Below are 18,672 nucleotides of genomic sequence, written 5' to 3' on the forward strand. Positions count from 1 at the left end.
TGTTTTGTCTGTGCTTTAAGAAGTCGTTTAAGCGACTTCTTTTAATTTGTATCTTTTTATGAATATTCCTAGTAGTGTATAAAAAACTATGAATACAACTTGTGATGCAATAAATAGTAAAAATTTTTCAAAATTTATTTCTTCTAAAAACTTTACAAAATAATATTGTGGCATAAATTTAGAAACATTTATTAATCCTTGTGGTAAGAATTTCATCGGCAAAAATACTCCTGAAGAAAATGCCATTATTAATGTGAAAGCAGAATTTACACCATTTACAACTTTTACATCCTTTGAAATTGATACAAGTAGTTGTCCTAGTGAAATTGCAGTAAATGAAAATATAAATACTGCTAGACTCATATATACTAAATTAGTTTTAGGTATTTCTTCGTTCACTCTTGATATTGAAACAGCTAAATAAAAACTTGATATTAATATAGATATTATTATTTGAGCTAAAAATTGTTGTAAAGTTTGTGATTTTTGACTATAAGGGGACAAAGCCATTCTCTTTAAAAGACTTTCTTTTTTAAATTCAGCATCAATATTTATAATTATTGAAATTATACTCATAAAAACTATATAACTTAGGATTAAAAAAGTAGCGTTAAAGGCTTCTTTTCCTTTTTCTTGATTATATAATTTAGTATCTATTATCTTTACATCAATCTCTTTCTTTAATGTATTTATTACCTCTTGTTGATCAACATTTGAATTTATTGCAGACAATGTGTAATTTAGATAACTTTTTAAATCTATTTTTAAAAAGGTTATATATGAAGTTTTTGTTGGTGCTAAAATTGAAATTGCTTTTTTATTATTTAACAAATTTTGTTTAAAATCTTTATTAATTACTATATAAGCTATAATTTTATCCTCAACAATTTGTTTTCTTGCTTCGCTTTCCGTAATTTTTTCTTCTTTTACATTATGTTTTTCTTTTAAATAATTTATTAAGGCTTTTGATTCTTCACTTTTATCTTCATCATTTATCATTAAGTCCAGCTTCATAGGTTTAAATTCAACATTATTATCTTTTGAGCTGGTAAATATAATCAACATAACCATAAAAATTATGAAAGAAAATAAAACTGCTTTTATATTTTTTATAAATATTTTCATATAATTTTTAAATATCATTATACTTATGCCTCCTCAAATATATTAATGCAATTCCAAATAGAACTATAGTAAATGGAATTATAAATTTAGCCATTGTAATCAAGTAGCTATTGTCATTTGCGATATTTACACCTAATAGTGCATTTTCCATATAGAATGTTGGATTTATCTTTTTTATTAGAGGGAAAGCTGAAGTTATAGCATTTGTTACACTTGAGCCCATCATTCCTGAAGTATAATTCATTAGAAGAATACATCCAAGTCCAACCATTGTTTTAGTTTCGGTTTTTGCCTTTAGAGCAACTGCAAGGAACATTCCCATAGTTATTCCAAAAATCATAATTAAAAGTAGAGTAATAATTGAAGCAAAATAGTTTGTTATTAGGGTTATCCCAAATACAAGTTTTAAATAAATAATCAATAATGTAGAATTAAAACTTGTAACTATAAGTGCAGATATTATTCCGTTTATCAAATAAGTTGATTTTTTTATTGGAGAAACTAACATTCTTACTGCAAAATCAGACGAATCATATAATATATTATCTATGTAGATAACGCCATCAAACATAGTATATAGACTTGCCATAATAATTATTGAAAAAAGTATGGGTTCAACACCTGTAACACCATGGTTTTTGTCCTCTATAAAGTCTTTATCTATATTTTTTATAATTTCTTCCTGATTAATTTTAGTTTCATACATTTGTTTTATTTGGTCAAGGATATTTTTAACAACCATAACTTCTGAATTAGATGATATAATTTTTAAAGATAAATCATCTTCTATAAAGGCTTTATATTCTTTGTTTTTTAGATCTGTTTGAACATCTTCTTTTACTTCTTTAAGATTAAGATATGGAATTTGTTTTAAAATATATTCATGGGGATTATTTTTGTTAATTCCAACATTTACTTTATCAAAATTTTTGCCCATATTAGGAATTACTAGGCAAAAGAATGTAGCTAAAATCATAGGAAAAAAAGTATTCCAAAATAAATTTAGTTTATCTCTAGTTAAATGTAGCAAATTTACTTTTAAAGCAGATAAAATTCCCATTATTCTCTAAGCTCCTTTCCTGTCATTTCTAAGAAAATATCTTCCAGTTTAGGTTTCTTTGAAAAAATTTCTTCATAAACTACATTGTTTTCATCAAGTAGGTAGATTAATTTTTTAATGTTTCCTGTATCACTAGAATAATTAAAAGTTACTTGATTTTCCTTCGCTTCAACATCAATTACCTCGTCTTGTTTTTCTAAGATTGAAATAATTTCAGGTTTTATAAAACCTACAACTGTAATCTTTTCTTTTACACTTACTCCATTAATCAAAGTTTGCATATCTCCGGTTAAGATATTTTTTCCATTATCCATAATAGAAATTTTATTGCAAAGATATTCAGCTTCATCTAAATAGTGAGTAGTATAAAGAATTGATGATCCATTTTCAGCTAAATTTTTAATTCCATCTAAGATAAACTTTCTGCTTTGAGCATCTACTGCAACTGTTGGCTCGTCTAAAATTACAAGTTCAGGCTTATGTGAAATACCACAAGCGATATTTAAACGTCTTTTAAGCCCACCTGATAGCTTCTTTTCCAACATTTTTTCATGACTTTGAAGTCCTGTAAATTCAATAGCTTCATTTACAAGCCTTTTTCTTTCATTTTTATTAGATATATATAGACCACAAAAATAGTCGATATTTTCTTTTACAGTTAAATTATTAAAAACAGCAAGTTCTTGAGGAACAATTCCAATTTTTTTCTTAATTTCATATTCATTAGAAATATCTTTTTTTCCAAAAACTTCAATAGTTCCACTGTCATATTTCAAAAGAGAAAGCATACACATTATTGAAGTCGTCTTTCCACAACCGTTTGGACCTATAAGTCCAAGAACATCGCCTTTCTCAAGAGATAAATTAAAATGGTCTAAAACAATTTTTTCTTTAAATTTTTTTATTAAATCTTCTATTTTTATAATCATAATTATCACCTCACCAATATTATATCAACAAATTTTTTTAAAAATTAGTGTATTATGTAATTTTATCAATATGACAAATGTAATTTTTTGAAAAATATGGTAAAATAGTTATAATAGTTTTTAAATGATTATTGTTTTATTTATTTTAAATTAGATGGAGATATTATGGTATTTTTAAAGTATTTTTTATTAAATTTTTTGTTTTTATTTTCAGAAAAAATGAGTTTTGCTAATGTTGCAATTTTTAGCTTAATTTCGTTAATTTTTGTGCTTATAGTTGAAATTAAGGAAAATATATATTATAGTTTAGCTTTGTCAGTAATTTTCTTGATTATAATTTATTTTTTTCCGGAGTTTAGATTTTTTATGTTCTCTTTTATTTATGCAATTTATAGCAAGTCAATTTACAATATTCCAATATTTCTTGTATTCCTATTGAGTAAAGAAATTAACTTCCTTGCTTTATCTTTATTAATTGTTTGTCTATCTCAATATGATAGAGAACTCTATGAAAGAAAAGTTTTTTATCATAGAGAGTTTTTAAATTTTTATAAGACAAATTATAGATTACAAAAAGATTTAAAGAAATTGTATCTGGAAGAAGAAAAAAAGAATTATGATAGTATTTTAAAAGAAAGAGAAAAAATTTCAAAAGAATTACATAATTCAATAGGACATACAATTTCAGCTTCTATTTTGGAACTTAGAGCATTGGAATTAATATGTGATGATGAAGAGATAAAAACTTCAGTTATAAGAATTAGGGAGAATTTATCAGGTGGATTAGTTGATATAAGAAAAATAATTCATAATATGTATAAATCTGCTTTTGACTTAGAAAGCTCTATTGAAAAAATTATAAATGTTCCAAATGTAAAGTCAAAATTAATATATAGAGTTAAAACAAAGATGAATGAAAATTTAAGTTTTGACATTTTAAGCATTGTAAAAGAGGCTTTTGCTAATTTTACTAAACATTCAACTGGAGATAGTTTTACTGTGAGAATAATAGAAAATGAAAATTCATATATAATTACGATTTTTGATAATGGAAAAAATATTAATATTGAAAAAAATGACGGTCTTGGTATTTTATCGATGGAAGAAATAGCAAAAAAATATAATGGGCTATTCAATGTTATTACAGATGATGGATTTAAGATAAATATTGCAATAGATAAGGGAGAGAATAATGAAAATTTTAATGGTTGATGATGATTTATTAGTATTAAATGCTTTAAGTACTATATTGGAAAAGAGTGGTTATGAAATAGTATTAGCTACTACAGACTCTAAAAAAGCAATTGAGACTTACAAAGAAAATAAAATTGATGTAGTCATTTTAGATATTAGAATGAAAGAAGTAAATGGAGTTGATGTTGCAATAGAAATTTTAGAATATGACAAAGATGCCAAAATAATGCTCTTAACAACTTTCAATGATAGAGATGATATAATTAGAGCTTTAAACAAAGGTGTTTTAGGAGTTATCTTAAAAGATAATGTAGCATCACTAATTCCTGCAATAGAAAGTGTAAAGCTTGGGAATAAAATTTTAGATAATGAATTAAAATTACAAAGCCTATTTAATACGACAAAAAAAGATTTTGAAAATTTAACTCAAAAAGAAATTGAAATTATAGAACAAATTGCAAAGGGACTTTCAAATAAAGAAATTTCAGAAAAATTATTTTTAAGTGAGGGAACTGTTAGAAATTATATTTCAGGAATTTTAGAAAAGTTAGAACTTAGAGATAGAACGCAACTTGCAATATATTATTATACGAAGTAAATAAACAATAAATCAGATAAAAAGCCAACATAAGTTGGCTTTTTTAGTGAAACAGGAGGTTTCATATTTGCCCATTTGATTAAAAACATCTGATAAGGGGGTTAATCATTATGTTTTGAATAATCTAATTCTTTTTCAGAGTGGGCAACAACAACTGAACAAGTTATATCTCCTAAAATATTAACTGCTGTCCTTATCATATCAAAAATTCTATCAATTCCAGCGACAAGTGCGATTCCCTCAATAGGAAGTCCTACACTTTGTAGTACCATTGTAAGCATAATTACTCCAGCACCTGGAACTCCGGCTGTTCCAACAGATGCTAATGTCGTTGTTAGTACAATTACAATTTGTTGTTGAATTGATAAGTCTATTCCATATACTTGTGCTATAAATAATGCACAAACTCCTTGGTATATTGCTGTTCCATCCATATTTATGGTTGCACCTAAAGGTAAGACAAAACTAGCAATAGGTTTAGAAACACCCATTTCTTCTTCTGCAGTTTCCATAGAAACAGGAAGAGTTCCTGCAGAAGAAGCGGTAGAAAATGCTACAAAAAATGGAGTAGAAGCTTTTTTAAAAAATGTTCTAACTTTCATTTTAGTAAATATTTTTATAGATGATGAATACACTAAAAGTGCATGAATAATACTGGCTAGATAAACTATAAAAATAACTTTAAGTAAAGGTAATAATACTTTTGGACCATTATTTGCAATAACTGGAGTAATTAAACCTAATACCCCAATTGGAGCAAGTTTCATTATTCCGTTTGTAATAGAAATCATAGCATTTGATATTCCATCAAAAAATAAAAAGACAGGTTTAGACTTTGCTTCTCCTAAAGATAAAAGTCCACAACCGAGTATCAATGCAAATACTATAATTTGTAACATATTTCCTTCAACTATTGACTTCATAGGATTTGCAGGAATTATATTTACTAAAGTATCTATAAAATTAGGTGCTTCATTTACTTTTACTTCTGTTAATGTTGTAGGTAATGTAAAACCTGCACCTGGTTTTAGGATATTAGTAAAAAACAAGCCTAAAATTATTGCAAAGGTAGTTGTTAAAAAATAAAACACAAAAGTTTTTAAACCTATTTTTCCAAGTTTCTTTATATCTTTTAATTCAGCGACACCAACAACCAGTGATGAAAATACTAAAGGAACTATCACCAATTTAATTAAATTTAAAAATATAGATCCAATTGGTTTTAGATAAGTATCTGCAATTTTTGGATTTGATTGTAAACACAGACCTAAAGCTACACCAATGAAAAGTGCGATTATAATCTGTAGGGGTAATGAGATTTTTTTTCTTTTTTTCATTCTAATTCCTCCTAAATTAATTTAGCACTATAATACAATGCACTTTTATTATAACATAAAATAAATTAAAATGAAATAGAATTAATAATAAAATTTGCTATAATAAATTGTTTTCCTGATAAATTTTAATAAAAGTATTTAGAATAAATAATAAAAATTATTCAAAAATATTTATTTATATATATTCATAAATAACTTAATTTAAAAATTGAATAAAACTTGAAAAAATATGCAAATTTATTTGAATAAATTTGCAATTTTTGATATAATACTAGATAAGTGGAGGTGTATTAATTATGAATAAAAATAAATTCGAAAATGGCAGTGTCAAGATATCAAATGATATTTTTTATATGATAGCTGCTATGGCAACTATTGAAGTTGAAGGGGTAAAATCTATAGTTGGAATTCCAGATGATATCGAAAAAATTAATGCAAAAAATTCTAAGAAAGGAATAGAAATTGAATTTTTAGAAAAAGGAATTGAAGTTTGTGTTAAAGTTTCAGTAGAATATGGACAAAAATTCGAAGAAATTGTTAAAAAAATTCAAGAAAATATAAAATTAAAAATAGAAGTTATGACAAGTATTAAAGTTTTAGGTGTGAATATTTGTATTGAGTCTATTGAAAAGTAGAGTGCTTATATGACTAGAAGTGAAGCACGAGAATGGTGTATGAAGCTGATATATCAGCTAAGTATACAAAATAATTTTAAATGTGATGAGATTGAAAGTTTTATAGAGTATTTTGATTTGCCTAGTAGCGAAGTTAAGTATATTAGGAAGAATTGTAAATCTATAATAGACAATCTTGATGACATTGATAATATTATAAAGGAAAATTTAGAAGGTTGCTGGAACTACAATAGAATAGCTAAGATTGACTTGGCAATTCTTAGAGTTGCAGTAAATGAAATTTATTACTTAGACGAAATTCCTGAAAGTGTTGCAATAAATGAAGCTATAGAAATTGCAAATAAATATTCAACTGATGCTTCATATAAATTTATTAACGGTATTTTGGGAACAATCGTTAGAGCGAAAAAATAAAAATTTGATTTTAGGAGGTAGTTATGAGTTTACTTGGTAATTTATTGTTAATCGTATTTCTTGCCATAGCTTTAACTGGAATAGGTGTATCAACTTATTTAGTTGGGTCTGAGGGGAAAAAAAGATGGGTAGTATATACAATATTTAGTGTAGTCTGTATTGGAATATTCTTGATATTTAAATATTCAACTAATACAACTCTATTGTTTTGGAGACAAGCATTTCTAATGATGAGTTTTTATGTTCCAGCAGTTTGTACATTAATGGCACTTATAGCTATTCCTAAAACATCTATAAAAGCATTAAAAGAAAGTATAGTTCCTGCAGTTAGTATATTTGCTATAAGTGGTATTCTTTTAATGATATTCTAAAATAGGAGAATTTTGATGACAACATTTAAGGTTAAAGAAGTAAGTAAGTACATTTCGAATGTACTTAGGAGAGATTCTTTTTTATCCAACATAAGTGTTGAAGGCGAAGTATCTAATTTTAAAAAATCAGGTGGACATAGTTACTTTAGTATTAAAGATGATGAAGCTATGCTTAAATGTGTAGTTTTTAAAACTATTCCGATTGCACAAAGTTTGAATTTAACAGATGGACAAAAGGTTGTCGTAACAGGTACTGTTATGACTTATGAAAAAGGAAGCTACTATCAGATTCTATGTAAAAATGTTGAAGAGGTCGGTCGTGGAAATTTATATGAGCAGTTTTTAGCTCTAAAAGAAAAACTTTCAAAGGAAGGCCTCTTTAATTCTGAATTTAAAAAACCAATCCCAAGATTTCCTAAAAATATTGGGGTGGTTACAGCTAAGAATGGAGCTGCAATTCGTGATATTTTAAATACATTGCGAAGAAGATATAGAATTGCAAATATCTATTTTTATCCTGCAAAAGTTCAAGGAATTGGAGCTAGTGATGAAATAGCTGAAGGTGTTAAATATTTAGATTCACTTGATTTTATTGACACGATAATTGTTGGTAGAGGTGGAGGTTCTTTTGAAGATTTGAATGCTTTTAATGATGAAAATCTCATTAGAACCATTTTTAATTGTAAAAAACCTATTATATCAGCGGTTGGTCATGAAATAGATACAATGCTAACAGACTATGTTGCAGATAAGAGAGCTGCAACTCCTACAGCAGGAGCTGAGCTTTCATCTGTAAGTATGGATGAGATAAAAGAATTTTTAAACCAAGCAGAGAAAAAACTAAGTAAGAATATATTAGAAGAAATTTCTGCTGAAAAAGTTCAGCTTGAACATTATAAAAAAGAATTGGAATATTATAATCCAGTTAATAGAATAACTACACTAAGAGAAAATCTTGAGAATTTGAAAAAATCTTTAGATGAAAAAATAGTTTCAATTTTTAAATATAATAAACAATTATTAGATTTTAAAAGACAATCTTTAGAAATTATAAATCCAAATAGTATTTTAGATAGAGGGTATAGTATTATCTATAATGATAATAATGAAATTGTAAAGGATATTAAAAATGTAAATGTAGGAGATTCTTTGAAACTAAAGGTTTCTAATGGAGAAATTATTTCCGATGTTAAGGAGATTATAGATGGCAATTAAGTTAGAAAATTATGATAAGGGAATTGAGGAACTTATTAAAATAGTAAATACTTTAGAAAAAGAACAATTAAGTCTTGAAAAAAGTATTGAACTGTATAAAAAAGGAATGAAGCTTCATAAAGAATTAGTTGAAATTCTTGAAAAAGAAGAAGGTAGATTATTCTTATTTGACGAAAAAGCTGAAGATGAAGATCAAAAATTTGTAGAAAAAACTTTAGAAGATGGACAAGTGAGTTTAGAGCTATAATGGAAGATTTTAAAAAATTGATTTTTAATGATAAAAGCATAATAGAAGAAAGATTAAGTAAAATTTATTCAGATAATAATGAGTTTGAAAAAATGTGTGCTTATTCTTTTTCTGTTGGTGGAAAGAGAATAAGGGCTATTTTACTTTTAGAGGCTTTTAAAATTTATAGAGATATTTCTTATATAGCTATAGACTTTTCAGTTGCTTTAGAGCTTATTCATAACTACTCTTTAGTTCATGATGATTTACCTGAAATGGACGATGATAAATTTAGAAGAGGAGTGTTATCTGTCTATGGTAAATATGGACAATCTAATGCTGTTTTAGTAGGTGATGAGCTTTTAAATAATGCGAATTTAATTATGATTAAAGCTATGAAAAAGCTAGAAAATTCTGATGAAATAAATCTTGCTATTTCTGCAAGTGAAATAATTTTAAATTCAAGTGGAATAAGTGGAATGATTTATGGTCAGTTTTTAGATCTTGAAAATAATGTAGAGAATTTAAAAGATATTGAAAAGATTAATTCTTTAAAGACAGGAGAACTTTTTAAAGCTGCAATTTTAGCGGGAGCAAAACTCGGTGGGGCAAGTGATAATGACTTAACACATTTGGAGATTTATGCTAAAAACTTAGGGTTAGTTTTCCAACTTCAAGATGATTTATTCGACTATAATGAGGATATTAAGTTGAAAAAAAAGACTTTTGCAACTGTTCTAGGAAAGAGTGAAGTTGAAAAGAAAATTGAAGAATTGAATAAAATTTCATTGCAAGAAATTAATAAAATTTCAGGAAAAAAAGATTTCTTTGTAAATTTTATTGATTATATGGCAAAAAGGACTTATTAATGGAAAGAGCAGATATTTGTCTAGTAAACTTGGGACTTGTAAAGTCAAGAACTCATGCTAAAAGAATTATTACAGAAAAAAGAGCTTTTTATGATGGTAAAATTATAGAAAAAGTTTCTATGATGATTGAAAATCCAGGATTAATAACAGTAAAAGCAACTTTTGAGGATAGTTATGTGGGAAGAGGAGCCATTAAATTAGATTCTGCAATAAAAAATTTTAAACTTAATTTAACAAATTTAGTCTGTATGGATATAGGTTCATCAACAGGTGGTTTTACACAAATTATGTTAAATGAAAATGCAAAAAGAGTTTATGCAATAGATGTAGGTACTAATCAACTTGCTAAGAGTTTATTGGATGATGATAGAGTAGTTAGTTTAGAAAATACAAATTTTAGATATTTAGATTTTGAAAAAATAGGAGAAAAGATTGATTTTATTTCAATTGATGTCTCTTTTATTTCTTTAAAATATATTTTTGAAAATTTATATAAATTTTTAAAAGAAGATAGTCAAATTGTGGCTTTAATAAAACCACAATTTGAATGTGAAGGAAAAAGTTTAAATAAAAAGGGGATAGTTAAATCCGAAAAAGTCATAGAGAATGTGGTTGAAAAAGTCAAAATCTATGCACTTGGAAATAAGCTTGAAATTATTTCTGTAATTGATTCACCTATACTTGGTGGAGATGGAAATAAAGAAAAATTAGCGCTTATTAAAGGGATTTTTTAAGAGGTTATATGAAAAAATACACAAGACAAAGAATTATTTTAGATTTAATAGAAAATAACGAAATAAAAACACAAGAGGAACTTTCAGATTGCTTGGAAAAAAAGGGAATTCATTCAACACAAGCGACAGTTTCAAGAGATATTAAAGAATTAAAGATTTTAAAGGTTCAAACTAAAAATGGAGAATATAAATATAAGGTTGTCGATTCACTTTATGATTCTTTAGATGAAAGATTGAGTAAGATTTGTAAACTTGCAATTTTATCTATAAAGCATAATGAAGATATGATTCTTATAAAGACTATTCCACATACTGCAAGTATATGTGGTTCGTATATAGAAAATGCAAAGTTAAAAATGGTAACTGGAATTGTAACAGGAAATGATACTATCTTTATAGCGATTGATGATAAAGCTTTTTTAGATTCTGTAGTTGAAGAAGTAAAGAAACTTGTAAGGTAGGGATATTATGTTATCTGAATTATATATTAGAAATTTAGCAATTGTTGACGAAATAAAAATTTCCTTTACTGAGGGACTTAATATTTTAACAGGTGAAACAGGAACCGGTAAATCTATAATTATCGGTGCTATTTCTTTGATTTGCGGTGGAAGAGCCAATACTTCATCCATCGGTAAACGTAGTGATACTGCTTATGTTGAAGGAGTGTTTTTTCTTTCTGATTATGATGAAGAAATTATAAAGAATAAATTTGAATTGCTAGATTTAGATATAGAAATTGAAGATAATATGTTAGTTATTTCAAGAACTATTAACAAAAATGGAAGATCAGTTTCAAAAATCAATAATAGAACTGTAAATAATTCTATTCTATCAGATATTATGTTGAATATTCTAAATGTATGTGGGCAACATGATAGTTATACATTATTTAATAAAGCTGATTTTGTTGAAATTTTAGATAGTTTTTGCAATGATGAGTTTAGAAAAAAATTAAAAGATTTAGAAATATTATATGACAAAATAAAAAAGGCAAATACTAATTTAAAGAAGTTAAAGAATAAAGTTATCAATTTTGATGAAAATGTTGAAGAAATAAAATCAGAAATTGAAGAGCTTAATAGTTTGGAACTTGAAACTTTGGATGAAGAATTTATCGAAAATGAAATTGATAAATTTAATAATAGTCAAACAATTTTAGGCTGTTGTGGAAATTTAGTTGAGCTTTTTGATGGAGAAAATTCAGAAGTAAATGCCTTTTCCATTTTGAATGAAATAAATAGAAATCTCGTTGTACTAGAAGAAAATGATAAAAATGTAAAATTAAGTGAAGATTTTGAAAATATTTCTTTTGGATTAAAAGAAATATATACAAAAATTCAAGATTATTACTCAAGTATTTATATTGACGAAGAGAGTCTTACGATTTTACAGGAAAAATTTAATCTTTTAAATGACTTGAAAAGGAAACATAAGACAGATAAAAAAGGGCTTATAAAATATAAAAATTCACTAGAAGAAGATTTATACTTGCTTGAACATTCAAAAGATTTGTTATCTGAAGAAAATAACAAACTTAAAAGTTTAAGTGAAAAATATAAAAAGCTTGCTACAGAAATTTCAAATTCTAGAAAAGCAGTTGCAAAGAGAATAGAAAAATTAATTGAAAAAGAACTTTTGGATTTAGATTTAAAAAATTCAATATTTAAGATAGACATAAAAACTAATAATAAAATTACAAATACTGGTTTTGATGAAGTTACTTTTTTAATTTCTACAAACAAGGGTGAAGAACTTCAAGAAATATATAAAATAGCATCAGGTGGGGAACTTAGCAGAATTATGTTAGGATTTAAGAAGGTTCTATCAGATAGAGATAAGATAGCAACTCTTGTTTTTGATGAAATTGATACGGGTATAAGTGGAATAACTGCTCAAATTGTTGGAGAGAAACTTGCAGAAATTTCAAAAAATCATCAACTTCTTGTAATTTCTCATTTACCACAGATTTCTGTTTTATCAGATACGCATTTTATAATAAGCAAAGAAATGGTTGGAGATAAAACTCTATCTAAAGTGTTATGTGCAAATTATGATGAAAAAGTTATGGAAATTTCAAGACTTATAGGTGGAGCAAATATTAATGAAACAACTATAAGACAATCTAAGGAAATGATTGAAACTGCAAATGAAAAAAAGGAAAGATTAAGATGTATAGAAAAGTAAAATCAGAAGAAATTTTTGACGGAAAAATTTTGAATTTAAAACTTGAATACTTTGAAAAAGATGATAAAGTTTTAAGAAGAGAAATTGTAGAGCATAAAGATGCAGTTGCAATTTTTCCAATTGATGAAAAAGGATATGTATATTTAGTTAAACAATACAGATTTCCGATTCAAGAGGACTTTTTAGAAATTCCTGCCGGACTTGTAGAAATAGGAGAAAATTATGAAGAAACCGCTCTTCGAGAATTGCAAGAAGAAATAGGTTTTAGTTCTAATAATTTAGAAAAAATTTTTGAAGGTTATACAAGTGTTGGATTTTGTACAGAAAAAGTTGTAGTCTTCAGAGCTGATAGCTTATTTTCTTCAAAATTACCAGAAGATGAGGATGAAAATTTAAGTATTATTAAAATTCATTTTGATGAATTAAAAAAGATGTATTTTAATGGAGAAATAAAAGATTTTAAAACGGCAATAGCTATTTTAAATGAAATAAATAGGGGGTAGTATGGACATTATAATAGAGAATTTAATTGTTGGAATTGCTGTAATGTTTGTAATTATAGCCTGTAGAGTTTTTCAAGCAAATGTCGCTTTAGCTCTAGGAGATAATACACCGAAATTAAATGGAGCAACTAGCTTGAATCCTGTTAATCATATAGATATAGTAGGCTTTATTTGTTTTATAATTTTTAAATTCGGTTGGGCAAAGCCATTAGAAGTAAATGTATCTAACTTTAAAAATAGATTCTGGGGTAAAATAATTTACTCCTTATCGAATGCCTTTATGTGCTTCCTAATAGCTTTAATTTCAGCAATTATATATATACTTGTTGGATCTGATAACAAAATGTTATTTTTACTATTTAGAGATATCATCTCTATAAGTATAGTATTTGGAATTATAGGATTGATACCTTTGCCACCTTTTGATGGTGCAATTTTCATAAGTGCATTTTTATCAAGAGAAGTAGAATATGAATATTTTAAACTTTCAAATTATACAACTCTTATTCTACTTATATTAATCATGACAAGAACTTTTGGAACATTTTTATCACCTATTGCTAATACTGTTGGACAATTTATAATTAAAATTGCTTATATGTTGGTGATGTAATGCAATTAATAGTAAATTTAGATGCTTATTCAGGCCCTTTGGATTTGTTGCTTGATTTAATTTCAAAACAAAAGGTTGATATTTATGATATTGAAATAAGTAAAATAACTAAACATTATCTTGAAGTAATTGAAAATTCAGTTTATAGTGAAGATACTGATATATCAGCTTTTTTGCTAATGTCTAGTACTTTAGTTGAAATTAAGTCAAGGAGTTTAATTCCTAAAAACACAGATGAAGATGAAGAAGAAATTGTTACAAAAGAACAATTGATTGAAAGACTTATTGAATATAGAAAGTTTAAGAAGGTAGGAGAATACTTTAGAAACTTAGAAACAGAAGGAAGTAAAGCATATTCAAAAATGCAGTCTGATATTACTGAATATATGACTGAAGATAAGGAAATTATTTTAAATACTGATGTTAATGTATTGCTTTCTTTAATGGAAAGTATTATAAATCAGTATCAAATTAAAAATGAAGAAAATTCATTTGAAAAAATAATAGAAAAAGATTTATTTCCGATTGAAAAATATATTTCAATGATAAAAGATAAAATGTATGAAAAAAAAGAGCTTTATTTTGAAGATTTAGTTTTTTATAATGGTACAAAAAGTGAACTTATAACAATTTTTATATCTATTTTGGAGCTTGTAAAAAATAATATTATTAAGATTTTTCAAGATAAAGATAAAAATATTAAACTTAATTTAGTGGGGGGAGAAGTTGAATAGTAGAGAATATAAACAAGTTATTGAACAGTTGTTATTTGTTTATGGAGATCCTTTAAAAATTGATGATATTGCAAAAGTTTTGGATATTTCAGTAAAAGAGGCTACTGTTTACGCTGATGAACTTGTAGAGGAGTTTGAATTTCAAAAAAGAGGACTTGTAATTCAAAAAATTTCTAATCATTATCAGATAAAGACAAGAAAAGAATATCATGATATTATTTCTAAACTTTTTGAAAAAGTTACAATGAAGCATTTAACTAATTCAACTTTGGAAACTTTGGCTATAATTGCATATAAACAGCCAATTACAAGGCAAGAAATTGAAGAGATAAGAGGAGTTAAATGTAATAGTTCTATCGATACTCTAATGTCAAAAGATTTTATTGAAGAGGCGGGAAGACTTGATAGAATTGGGAAGCCGATTATTTATAAGACAACTCTGAACTTTTTAAATCAATTTAATTTAAAGTCTTTAAAAGACTTGCCTGACATTGAAAAATTTATTTCTGATGAAGAAAAAAACCAAATAGTTGAAGATGAAAATGATGTGGAAATAAAAGATGAGAATAAATAAATTTATTGCAAATTCCGGATACTGTTCAAGAAGAAACGCTGATTTACTTTTAGAGCAAGGGAAAGTTTTTGTAAATGGAAAACTTGCTACAAAAGGTATTGATATTTCAGAAAACGATGAAGTTTTAATTGATGGCAAAAAAATCAAATTAGAAGAAACTAAAAAATATTATCTTTTAAATAAACCTATTGGATATTCCAGTACAGCGAAAGCCCAATTTCAAGAAAAAATTGTTTTGGATTTGATAGATTCCAAAGAGAGAATTTACCCTGTGGGACGATTGGATAAGGATAGTTTTGGACTTTTGCTTTTAACAAACGATGGGGACTTAGCTTTTAAACTGACACATCCAAGTCATAATGTTGAAAAAGAGTATATCGTAAAGGTTGATAAAACTTTAAAAGAAAGCGATTTGAAAAAGTTATCTTCAGGCATAATGCTTGAAGGTAAAATTACAAGAGAAGCAAGATTTGAAATGTTAGACTTTAAAAATAACATAGTAAAAGTTTTTCTAAAAGAGGGAAGAAATAGACAGATAAGAAAAATGTTTAAAACTTTAGGCTATAATGTTATTTCTCTTGAGAGAATTGCGTTTGGTAAAATAAAACTTGGAAGATTAAAATTAGGAAACTACAGAGAACTTAGTAAAGAAGAGATTGAATATTTAAGGAGTTTATAATGATAGGATTAAAAAATGCCACTCCAGAAGAATTTGAAGAACTTTATGTCAAATATGGAATAGGTGGAAGTATTGATTTATCTGTACCAACATTTTATTTCAGCTTAGTAATGGAAGAAAATATAATTGGATATGTAAAACTTACTTTTAGAGATGAGGATTATTACTTAGAAGAAATAAAATATGATGAAGGAATGGAAAGATTTAATAGATTTTTCATAAAATGTATTGCTTATAAAGTATACATGAAGGGAAAAAAGAAATTTTATTCTAAATTGTTTTTTGAAGGAATTTCAGGAGTTACTAAAGTAGAAGATAATTTATACATTTATGATGTAGATGAAATTTTAGAACAAGGAAAGACTTGCAGTGGATGTAAAAATAAATAATACAAAGACTTTAATTGAATTTTTTATGAAAAATTATATTAGTGAAATTAAAGTTGCAGTTGACATGACAGTTGGTAATGGGTTTGACTCTAAAAATATTTTAGAGATATTACAGCCTGAAAAACTTTATTGTTTTGATATTCAAAAAGAAGCTTTGGATAATTCAAAAATTTTGCTTGAAAAATATTCGAATTGTGAATTGATTTTAGAAAATCATAAAAATTTTTATAAATTTGTAAAAGAAAATATTGATTTTGCAATATATAATTTGGGTTATTTACCTAAAGGAGATAAATATATAACTACTAATGCAGACGATGTTGAAGAAAGTTTAAAGAAATTGCTCGAGAAATTAAATTCTAAAGGAGTTATTTTCATAACTTTTTATATTGGACATTCTGCTGGTCAGATTGAGAGTTTAGAAATATCAAAATTTTTACAAAACTTAAACCAAAAAGAATATACCATTCTTAAATTTACCTTTGAAAATCAAAAAAATAATCCACCTTATGTGGTTATGATTCAGAAAATATAAATTATTTTTATATTGACTAAACAAAAAAAATACATTATAATATATGGGTGTCGTGGAGAGCTGTCCGAGTGGTCGAAGGAGCACGATTGGAAATCGTGTAAACGTCAAAAGCGTTTCGAGGGTTCAAATCCCTCGCTCTCCGCCATGCACTAGGCGGGGTGTTAGCAGTACCTTGTAACCTGTAATCTGCTATAGCAGGGCTGAATTCCCAAGTTAGATTTTCAAGGGGTGTAGCCGACTTTTGTAAGTGGTGTTGACGAGTGGGTCCTTACGCAATAGAGCTTTATGAATCTGGTCAGGTCTTGACGGAAGCAGCCATAAGTAAAATACTCTATGTGCCGTAAGATTGCTTACTTTGAGCTAACTGCAAAGGTACCGTACATTTCTTGTTAAGCGACCTTGGGTGTGCTTACATACTAGAGAGTTATCTGTAAAGATAGCTCTTTTTTTATAAAATTATATTTGATTTATATTTATTTTATGCTAAAATATATTTAGAGGTATAGCTATGATAGTAAAGGATAGTATTAAAGAATTATTAGGTCTTGAAACAGACTTATCAGAAATAGAATATTCTAAGCATGGTTTAAAAAGACATCTTGAAAAAAGAAAGCATTATGATGTTTTAAAATATGTAGATAAAATTAGTGATATAATTGAAAATCCTGATTATGTAGGAATTAATACAAATGGAAAAAAACTGGCTTTGGAGTATGTAAAATGTTATAAAAAGAATATTTTACTGGCTTTAAAAGTTAATAAAACTAAAGATAAATTTTTTATTGTCAGCATGTATAGCATAAATGACTATAAATTAAACAGCAGAAAATTTAGTGGAAGACTAAAGAAGGTTGACAAAGAGTAAAAAATTGGGTATACTATAGTTAAGTAAAGAAGTAGTTGAGGGCAGAAAGGGTTCCTGCCACACCTGCAACAAGGTATCTGAGATGTTGGGTACACCGACCAACCGACTACTTAATTCAAATTTTGAGAGTTGGAGAAGTCTGACTCTTTTTTTGTAAGCAAATTATTTAAACAACATTTAGTATTTTGTGTTTAAGTTTTGTAAGTAGAAAAATCTTGGATAATAAAGGAGGTCATTATGAAAAATAAAAAACTTTACAATGTATTTTTTCCGATTTGGTTTTTACTATTGTTTCCTATAACTTGGCTTATTGCAATGCCTGTAAATTTTGTTATAGATTCAATTGTAATACTATTATCTTTAAAATTTTTAAAGATAGATGATACTTTTCAAAAGTATAAAAAAGTAATTCTAAAGGTATTCTTATTTGGATTTTTTGCAGACTTTGTTGGTGCAATTTTCTTGTTTTTAATATCAAGCTTGGTTGGAATGGGTGGTGAGGATTCTGGATTTTTAAAATTGATTAATGAAAAAATGATTGAACCTATGATGAGAAGTCCTTTTGAAAATATTTATGCTTTTCTATTAGTATCTATTGCGGTCATCATTTCAGGACTTTGTATATATTATTTGAACAAAAAATATAGTTTTTCAAAAGTTGATTTAGAAGCAAAAGATAAGAAAAAATTAGCATTATATATGGCAATCTTTACAGCACCATATTTCTTTTTTGTTCCTACATCAATAATTTACAATTTGCCAACTTAGATTTTAAATTTATATAAAAAGTTTTCAAACAGAGTTATATAATCTAACTCTGTTTTTTATTGTGAAAATACAAGTTAAGGATTATAAACATTGACAAAAACGGTTTTTAGTTCTATAA

The 18,672-nt window shown here is 26.3% G+C and carries 24 protein-coding genes, 1 tRNA gene and 1 other RNA gene; 22 read left to right on the forward strand and 4 right to left on the reverse strand.

All coding sequences use genetic code 11. From position 1 onward, the window contains the following. Window positions 1–27: 27 nt before the first annotated feature. Genes WFJ11_RS01930 through WFJ11_RS01940 form a run of 3 tightly spaced genes read right to left on the reverse strand, consistent with a single transcriptional unit; the run spans window position 28 to window position 3,114 of the window. Window positions 28–1,143 carry an ABC transporter permease gene (locus WFJ11_RS01930; protein WP_293439921.1) on the reverse strand — a complete coding sequence of 372 codons (1,116 nt, stop codon included), beginning with the start codon at window positions 1,141–1,143 and terminating at the stop codon, window positions 28–30. Further along, window positions 1,133–2,185, reverse strand: coding sequence for an ABC transporter permease (locus WFJ11_RS01935; protein ID WP_338817555.1), 1,053 nt, complete (start codon window positions 2,183–2,185; stop codon window positions 1,133–1,135). The genes WFJ11_RS01930 and WFJ11_RS01935 overlap by 11 nt, the downstream gene beginning before the upstream one ends. Next, window positions 2,185–3,114 (reverse strand): ABC transporter ATP-binding protein, encoded by a 930-nt coding sequence (locus tag WFJ11_RS01940; protein WP_004833010.1) that lies wholly within the window; start codon window positions 3,112–3,114, stop codon window positions 2,185–2,187. Before WFJ11_RS01940 ends, WFJ11_RS01935 begins: the two co-directional genes overlap by 1 nt. Window positions 3,115–3,279: 165 nt before the next feature. On the opposite strand from WFJ11_RS01940, the gene WFJ11_RS01945 reads away from it, so the two are divergent. Together WFJ11_RS01945 and WFJ11_RS01950 are read left to right on the forward strand one after the other, a co-directional pair. Then, window positions 3,280–4,326, forward strand: a complete 1,047-nt coding sequence (locus WFJ11_RS01945) for a sensor histidine kinase (protein WP_338817556.1) — start codon at window positions 3,280–3,282, stop codon at window positions 4,324–4,326. Continuing rightward, window positions 4,307–4,906 carry a response regulator transcription factor gene (locus WFJ11_RS01950; protein WP_278477771.1) on the forward strand — a complete coding sequence of 200 codons (600 nt, stop codon included), beginning with the start codon at window positions 4,307–4,309 and terminating at the stop codon, window positions 4,904–4,906. The genes WFJ11_RS01945 and WFJ11_RS01950 overlap by 20 nt, the downstream gene beginning before the upstream one ends. A 101-nt stretch (window positions 4,907–5,007) precedes the next feature. Here WFJ11_RS01950 and WFJ11_RS01955 read toward each other — a convergent pair whose 3' ends face one another. Continuing rightward, window positions 5,008–6,243, reverse strand: a complete 1,236-nt coding sequence (locus WFJ11_RS01955) for a dicarboxylate/amino acid:cation symporter (RefSeq protein ID WP_009732756.1) — start codon at window positions 6,241–6,243, stop codon at window positions 5,008–5,010. Window positions 6,244–6,539: 296 nt separating this feature from the next. Here WFJ11_RS01955 and WFJ11_RS01960 point away from each other — a divergent pair, with 296 nt between their 5' ends. The 20 genes from WFJ11_RS01960 (at window position 6,540) to WFJ11_RS02055 (ending at window position 18,554) form a co-directional block, all read left to right on the forward strand. After that, the gene (locus tag WFJ11_RS01960; RefSeq protein ID WP_009372433.1) at window positions 6,540–6,878 is read left to right on the forward strand and encodes an Asp23/Gls24 family envelope stress response protein; all 339 of its coding nucleotides are present in this window, start codon (window positions 6,540–6,542) and stop codon (window positions 6,876–6,878) included. Window positions 6,879–6,887: 9 nt separating this feature from the next. After that, window positions 6,888–7,292, forward strand: coding sequence for a transcription antitermination factor NusB (gene nusB, locus WFJ11_RS01965; RefSeq protein ID WP_313960963.1), 405 nt, complete (start codon window positions 6,888–6,890; stop codon window positions 7,290–7,292). A gap of 23 nt (window positions 7,293–7,315) precedes the next feature. After that, the gene (locus WFJ11_RS01970; protein ID WP_338817558.1) at window positions 7,316–7,663 is read left to right on the forward strand and encodes a hypothetical protein; all 348 of its coding nucleotides are present in this window, start codon (window positions 7,316–7,318) and stop codon (window positions 7,661–7,663) included. A 15-nt stretch (window positions 7,664–7,678) separates the two neighbouring features. Beyond that, window positions 7,679–8,878 carry an exodeoxyribonuclease VII large subunit gene (gene xseA, locus WFJ11_RS01975; protein WP_009372626.1) on the forward strand — a complete coding sequence of 400 codons (1,200 nt, stop codon included), beginning with the start codon at window positions 7,679–7,681 and terminating at the stop codon, window positions 8,876–8,878. Beyond that, window positions 8,868–9,125, forward strand: a complete 258-nt coding sequence (gene xseB / locus WFJ11_RS01980) for an exodeoxyribonuclease VII small subunit (RefSeq protein WP_009372270.1) — start codon at window positions 8,868–8,870, stop codon at window positions 9,123–9,125. Before xseA ends, xseB begins: the two co-directional genes overlap by 11 nt. After that, window positions 9,125–9,973 (forward strand): polyprenyl synthetase family protein, encoded by an 849-nt coding sequence (locus tag WFJ11_RS01985; protein ID WP_338817559.1) that lies wholly within the window; start codon window positions 9,125–9,127, stop codon window positions 9,971–9,973. The genes xseB and WFJ11_RS01985 overlap by 1 nt, the downstream gene beginning before the upstream one ends. After that, window positions 9,973–10,707 (forward strand): TlyA family RNA methyltransferase, encoded by a 735-nt coding sequence (locus tag WFJ11_RS01990; protein WP_338817560.1) that lies wholly within the window; start codon window positions 9,973–9,975, stop codon window positions 10,705–10,707. The genes WFJ11_RS01985 and WFJ11_RS01990 overlap by 1 nt, the downstream gene beginning before the upstream one ends. Before the next feature lie 8 nt (window positions 10,708–10,715). Further along, entirely contained in the window at window positions 10,716–11,168 is a 453-nt protein-coding gene (locus WFJ11_RS01995; protein ID WP_009354235.1) for an arginine repressor, read from the forward strand. 7 nt (window positions 11,169–11,175) lie between these two features. Further along, a complete protein-coding gene (gene recN / locus WFJ11_RS02000) occupies window positions 11,176–12,894 on the forward strand; it encodes a DNA repair protein RecN (protein WP_338817561.1) in 1,719 nt (572 codons plus the stop codon). After that, window positions 12,879–13,397, forward strand: a complete 519-nt coding sequence (locus WFJ11_RS02005; protein ID WP_338817562.1) for an NUDIX hydrolase — start codon at window positions 12,879–12,881, stop codon at window positions 13,395–13,397. The genes recN and WFJ11_RS02005 overlap by 16 nt, the downstream gene beginning before the upstream one ends. A gap of 1 nt (window position 13,398) precedes the next feature. Next, complete coding sequence (locus WFJ11_RS02010) at window positions 13,399–14,010, forward strand: site-2 protease family protein (protein ID WP_338817563.1); 612 nt, start codon at window positions 13,399–13,401, stop codon at window positions 14,008–14,010. After that, entirely contained in the window at window positions 14,010–14,744 is a 735-nt protein-coding gene (locus tag WFJ11_RS02015) for a segregation and condensation protein A (RefSeq protein WP_293439913.1), read from the forward strand. Before WFJ11_RS02010 ends, WFJ11_RS02015 begins: the two co-directional genes overlap by 1 nt. Beyond that, window positions 14,737–15,318: an SMC-Scp complex subunit ScpB gene (gene scpB / locus WFJ11_RS02020; RefSeq protein WP_338817564.1), complete on the forward strand. Its 582-nt coding sequence runs from the start codon at window positions 14,737–14,739 to the stop codon at window positions 15,316–15,318. The genes WFJ11_RS02015 and scpB overlap by 8 nt, the downstream gene beginning before the upstream one ends. Then, complete coding sequence (locus WFJ11_RS02025; protein ID WP_338817565.1) at window positions 15,305–15,997, forward strand: pseudouridine synthase; 693 nt, start codon at window positions 15,305–15,307, stop codon at window positions 15,995–15,997. The genes scpB and WFJ11_RS02025 overlap by 14 nt, the downstream gene beginning before the upstream one ends. After that, window positions 15,997–16,386, forward strand: a complete 390-nt coding sequence (locus WFJ11_RS02030; RefSeq protein WP_338817566.1) for a hypothetical protein — start codon at window positions 15,997–15,999, stop codon at window positions 16,384–16,386. Before WFJ11_RS02025 ends, WFJ11_RS02030 begins: the two co-directional genes overlap by 1 nt. Beyond that, on the forward strand, window positions 16,367–16,921 hold the full coding sequence (locus tag WFJ11_RS02035) for a class I SAM-dependent methyltransferase (RefSeq protein WP_338817567.1): 555 nt from the start codon (window positions 16,367–16,369) through the stop codon (window positions 16,919–16,921). Before WFJ11_RS02030 ends, WFJ11_RS02035 begins: the two co-directional genes overlap by 20 nt. A 54-nt stretch (window positions 16,922–16,975) precedes the next feature. Then, window positions 16,976–17,066 (forward strand) — tRNA-Ser (locus WFJ11_RS02040). Continuing rightward, window positions 17,066–17,332: signal recognition particle sRNA large type (ffs, locus tag WFJ11_RS02045), an RNA gene on the forward strand. Before WFJ11_RS02040 ends, ffs begins: the two co-directional genes overlap by 1 nt. A 97-nt stretch (window positions 17,333–17,429) precedes the next feature. Next, complete coding sequence (locus WFJ11_RS02050) at window positions 17,430–17,786, forward strand: PBECR2 nuclease fold domain-containing protein (protein ID WP_009372397.1); 357 nt, start codon at window positions 17,430–17,432, stop codon at window positions 17,784–17,786. 237 nt (window positions 17,787–18,023) lie between these two features. Further along, window positions 18,024–18,554: a hypothetical protein gene (locus WFJ11_RS02055; RefSeq protein WP_293439908.1), complete on the forward strand. Its 531-nt coding sequence runs from the start codon at window positions 18,024–18,026 to the stop codon at window positions 18,552–18,554. Window positions 18,555–18,672 lie beyond the last annotated feature (118 nt).

The organism is Parvimonas micra, from assembly GCF_037482165.1.
GTDB lineage: Bacteria > Bacillota > Clostridia > Tissierellales > Peptoniphilaceae > Parvimonas.

What these genes read in the sequence shown, in the direction of transcription:
- WFJ11_RS01930 (WP_293439921.1), bottom strand. Translation starts at nt 1,143, where the DNA reads ATGATATTTAAAAATTATATGAAAATATTTATAAAAAATATAAAAGCA.
- WFJ11_RS01935 (WP_338817555.1), bottom strand. Translation starts at nt 2,185, where the DNA reads ATGGGAATTTTATCTGCTTTAAAAGTAAATTTGCTACATTTAACTAGA.
- WFJ11_RS01940 (WP_004833010.1), bottom strand. Translation starts at nt 3,114, where the DNA reads ATGATTATAAAAATAGAAGATTTAATAAAAAAATTTAAAGAAAAAATT.
- WFJ11_RS01945 (WP_338817556.1), top strand. Translation starts at nt 3,280, where the DNA reads ATGGTATTTTTAAAGTATTTTTTATTAAATTTTTTGTTTTTATTTTCA.
- WFJ11_RS01950 (WP_278477771.1), top strand. Translation starts at nt 4,307, where the DNA reads ATGAAAATTTTAATGGTTGATGATGATTTATTAGTATTAAATGCTTTA.
- WFJ11_RS01955 (WP_009732756.1), bottom strand. Translation starts at nt 6,243, where the DNA reads ATGAAAAAAAGAAAAAAAATCTCATTACCCCTACAGATTATAATCGCA.
- WFJ11_RS01960 (WP_009372433.1), top strand. Translation starts at nt 6,540, where the DNA reads ATGAATAAAAATAAATTCGAAAATGGCAGTGTCAAGATATCAAATGAT.
- nusB (WP_313960963.1), top strand. Translation starts at nt 6,888, where the DNA reads ATGACTAGAAGTGAAGCACGAGAATGGTGTATGAAGCTGATATATCAG.
- WFJ11_RS01970 (WP_338817558.1), top strand. Translation starts at nt 7,316, where the DNA reads ATGAGTTTACTTGGTAATTTATTGTTAATCGTATTTCTTGCCATAGCT.
- xseA (WP_009372626.1), top strand. Translation starts at nt 7,679, where the DNA reads ATGACAACATTTAAGGTTAAAGAAGTAAGTAAGTACATTTCGAATGTA.
- xseB (WP_009372270.1), top strand. Translation starts at nt 8,868, where the DNA reads ATGGCAATTAAGTTAGAAAATTATGATAAGGGAATTGAGGAACTTATT.
- WFJ11_RS01985 (WP_338817559.1), top strand. Translation starts at nt 9,125, where the DNA reads ATGGAAGATTTTAAAAAATTGATTTTTAATGATAAAAGCATAATAGAA.
- WFJ11_RS01990 (WP_338817560.1), top strand. Translation starts at nt 9,973, where the DNA reads ATGGAAAGAGCAGATATTTGTCTAGTAAACTTGGGACTTGTAAAGTCA.
- WFJ11_RS01995 (WP_009354235.1), top strand. Translation starts at nt 10,716, where the DNA reads ATGAAAAAATACACAAGACAAAGAATTATTTTAGATTTAATAGAAAAT.
- recN (WP_338817561.1), top strand. Translation starts at nt 11,176, where the DNA reads ATGTTATCTGAATTATATATTAGAAATTTAGCAATTGTTGACGAAATA.
- WFJ11_RS02005 (WP_338817562.1), top strand. Translation starts at nt 12,879, where the DNA reads ATGTATAGAAAAGTAAAATCAGAAGAAATTTTTGACGGAAAAATTTTG.
- WFJ11_RS02010 (WP_338817563.1), top strand. Translation starts at nt 13,399, where the DNA reads ATGGACATTATAATAGAGAATTTAATTGTTGGAATTGCTGTAATGTTT.
- WFJ11_RS02015 (WP_293439913.1), top strand. Translation starts at nt 14,010, where the DNA reads ATGCAATTAATAGTAAATTTAGATGCTTATTCAGGCCCTTTGGATTTG.
- WFJ11_RS02025 (WP_338817565.1), top strand. Translation starts at nt 15,305, where the DNA reads ATGAGAATAAATAAATTTATTGCAAATTCCGGATACTGTTCAAGAAGA.
- WFJ11_RS02030 (WP_338817566.1), top strand. Translation starts at nt 15,997, where the DNA reads ATGATAGGATTAAAAAATGCCACTCCAGAAGAATTTGAAGAACTTTAT.
- WFJ11_RS02050 (WP_009372397.1), top strand. Translation starts at nt 17,430, where the DNA reads ATGATAGTAAAGGATAGTATTAAAGAATTATTAGGTCTTGAAACAGAC.
- WFJ11_RS02055 (WP_293439908.1), top strand. Translation starts at nt 18,024, where the DNA reads ATGAAAAATAAAAAACTTTACAATGTATTTTTTCCGATTTGGTTTTTA.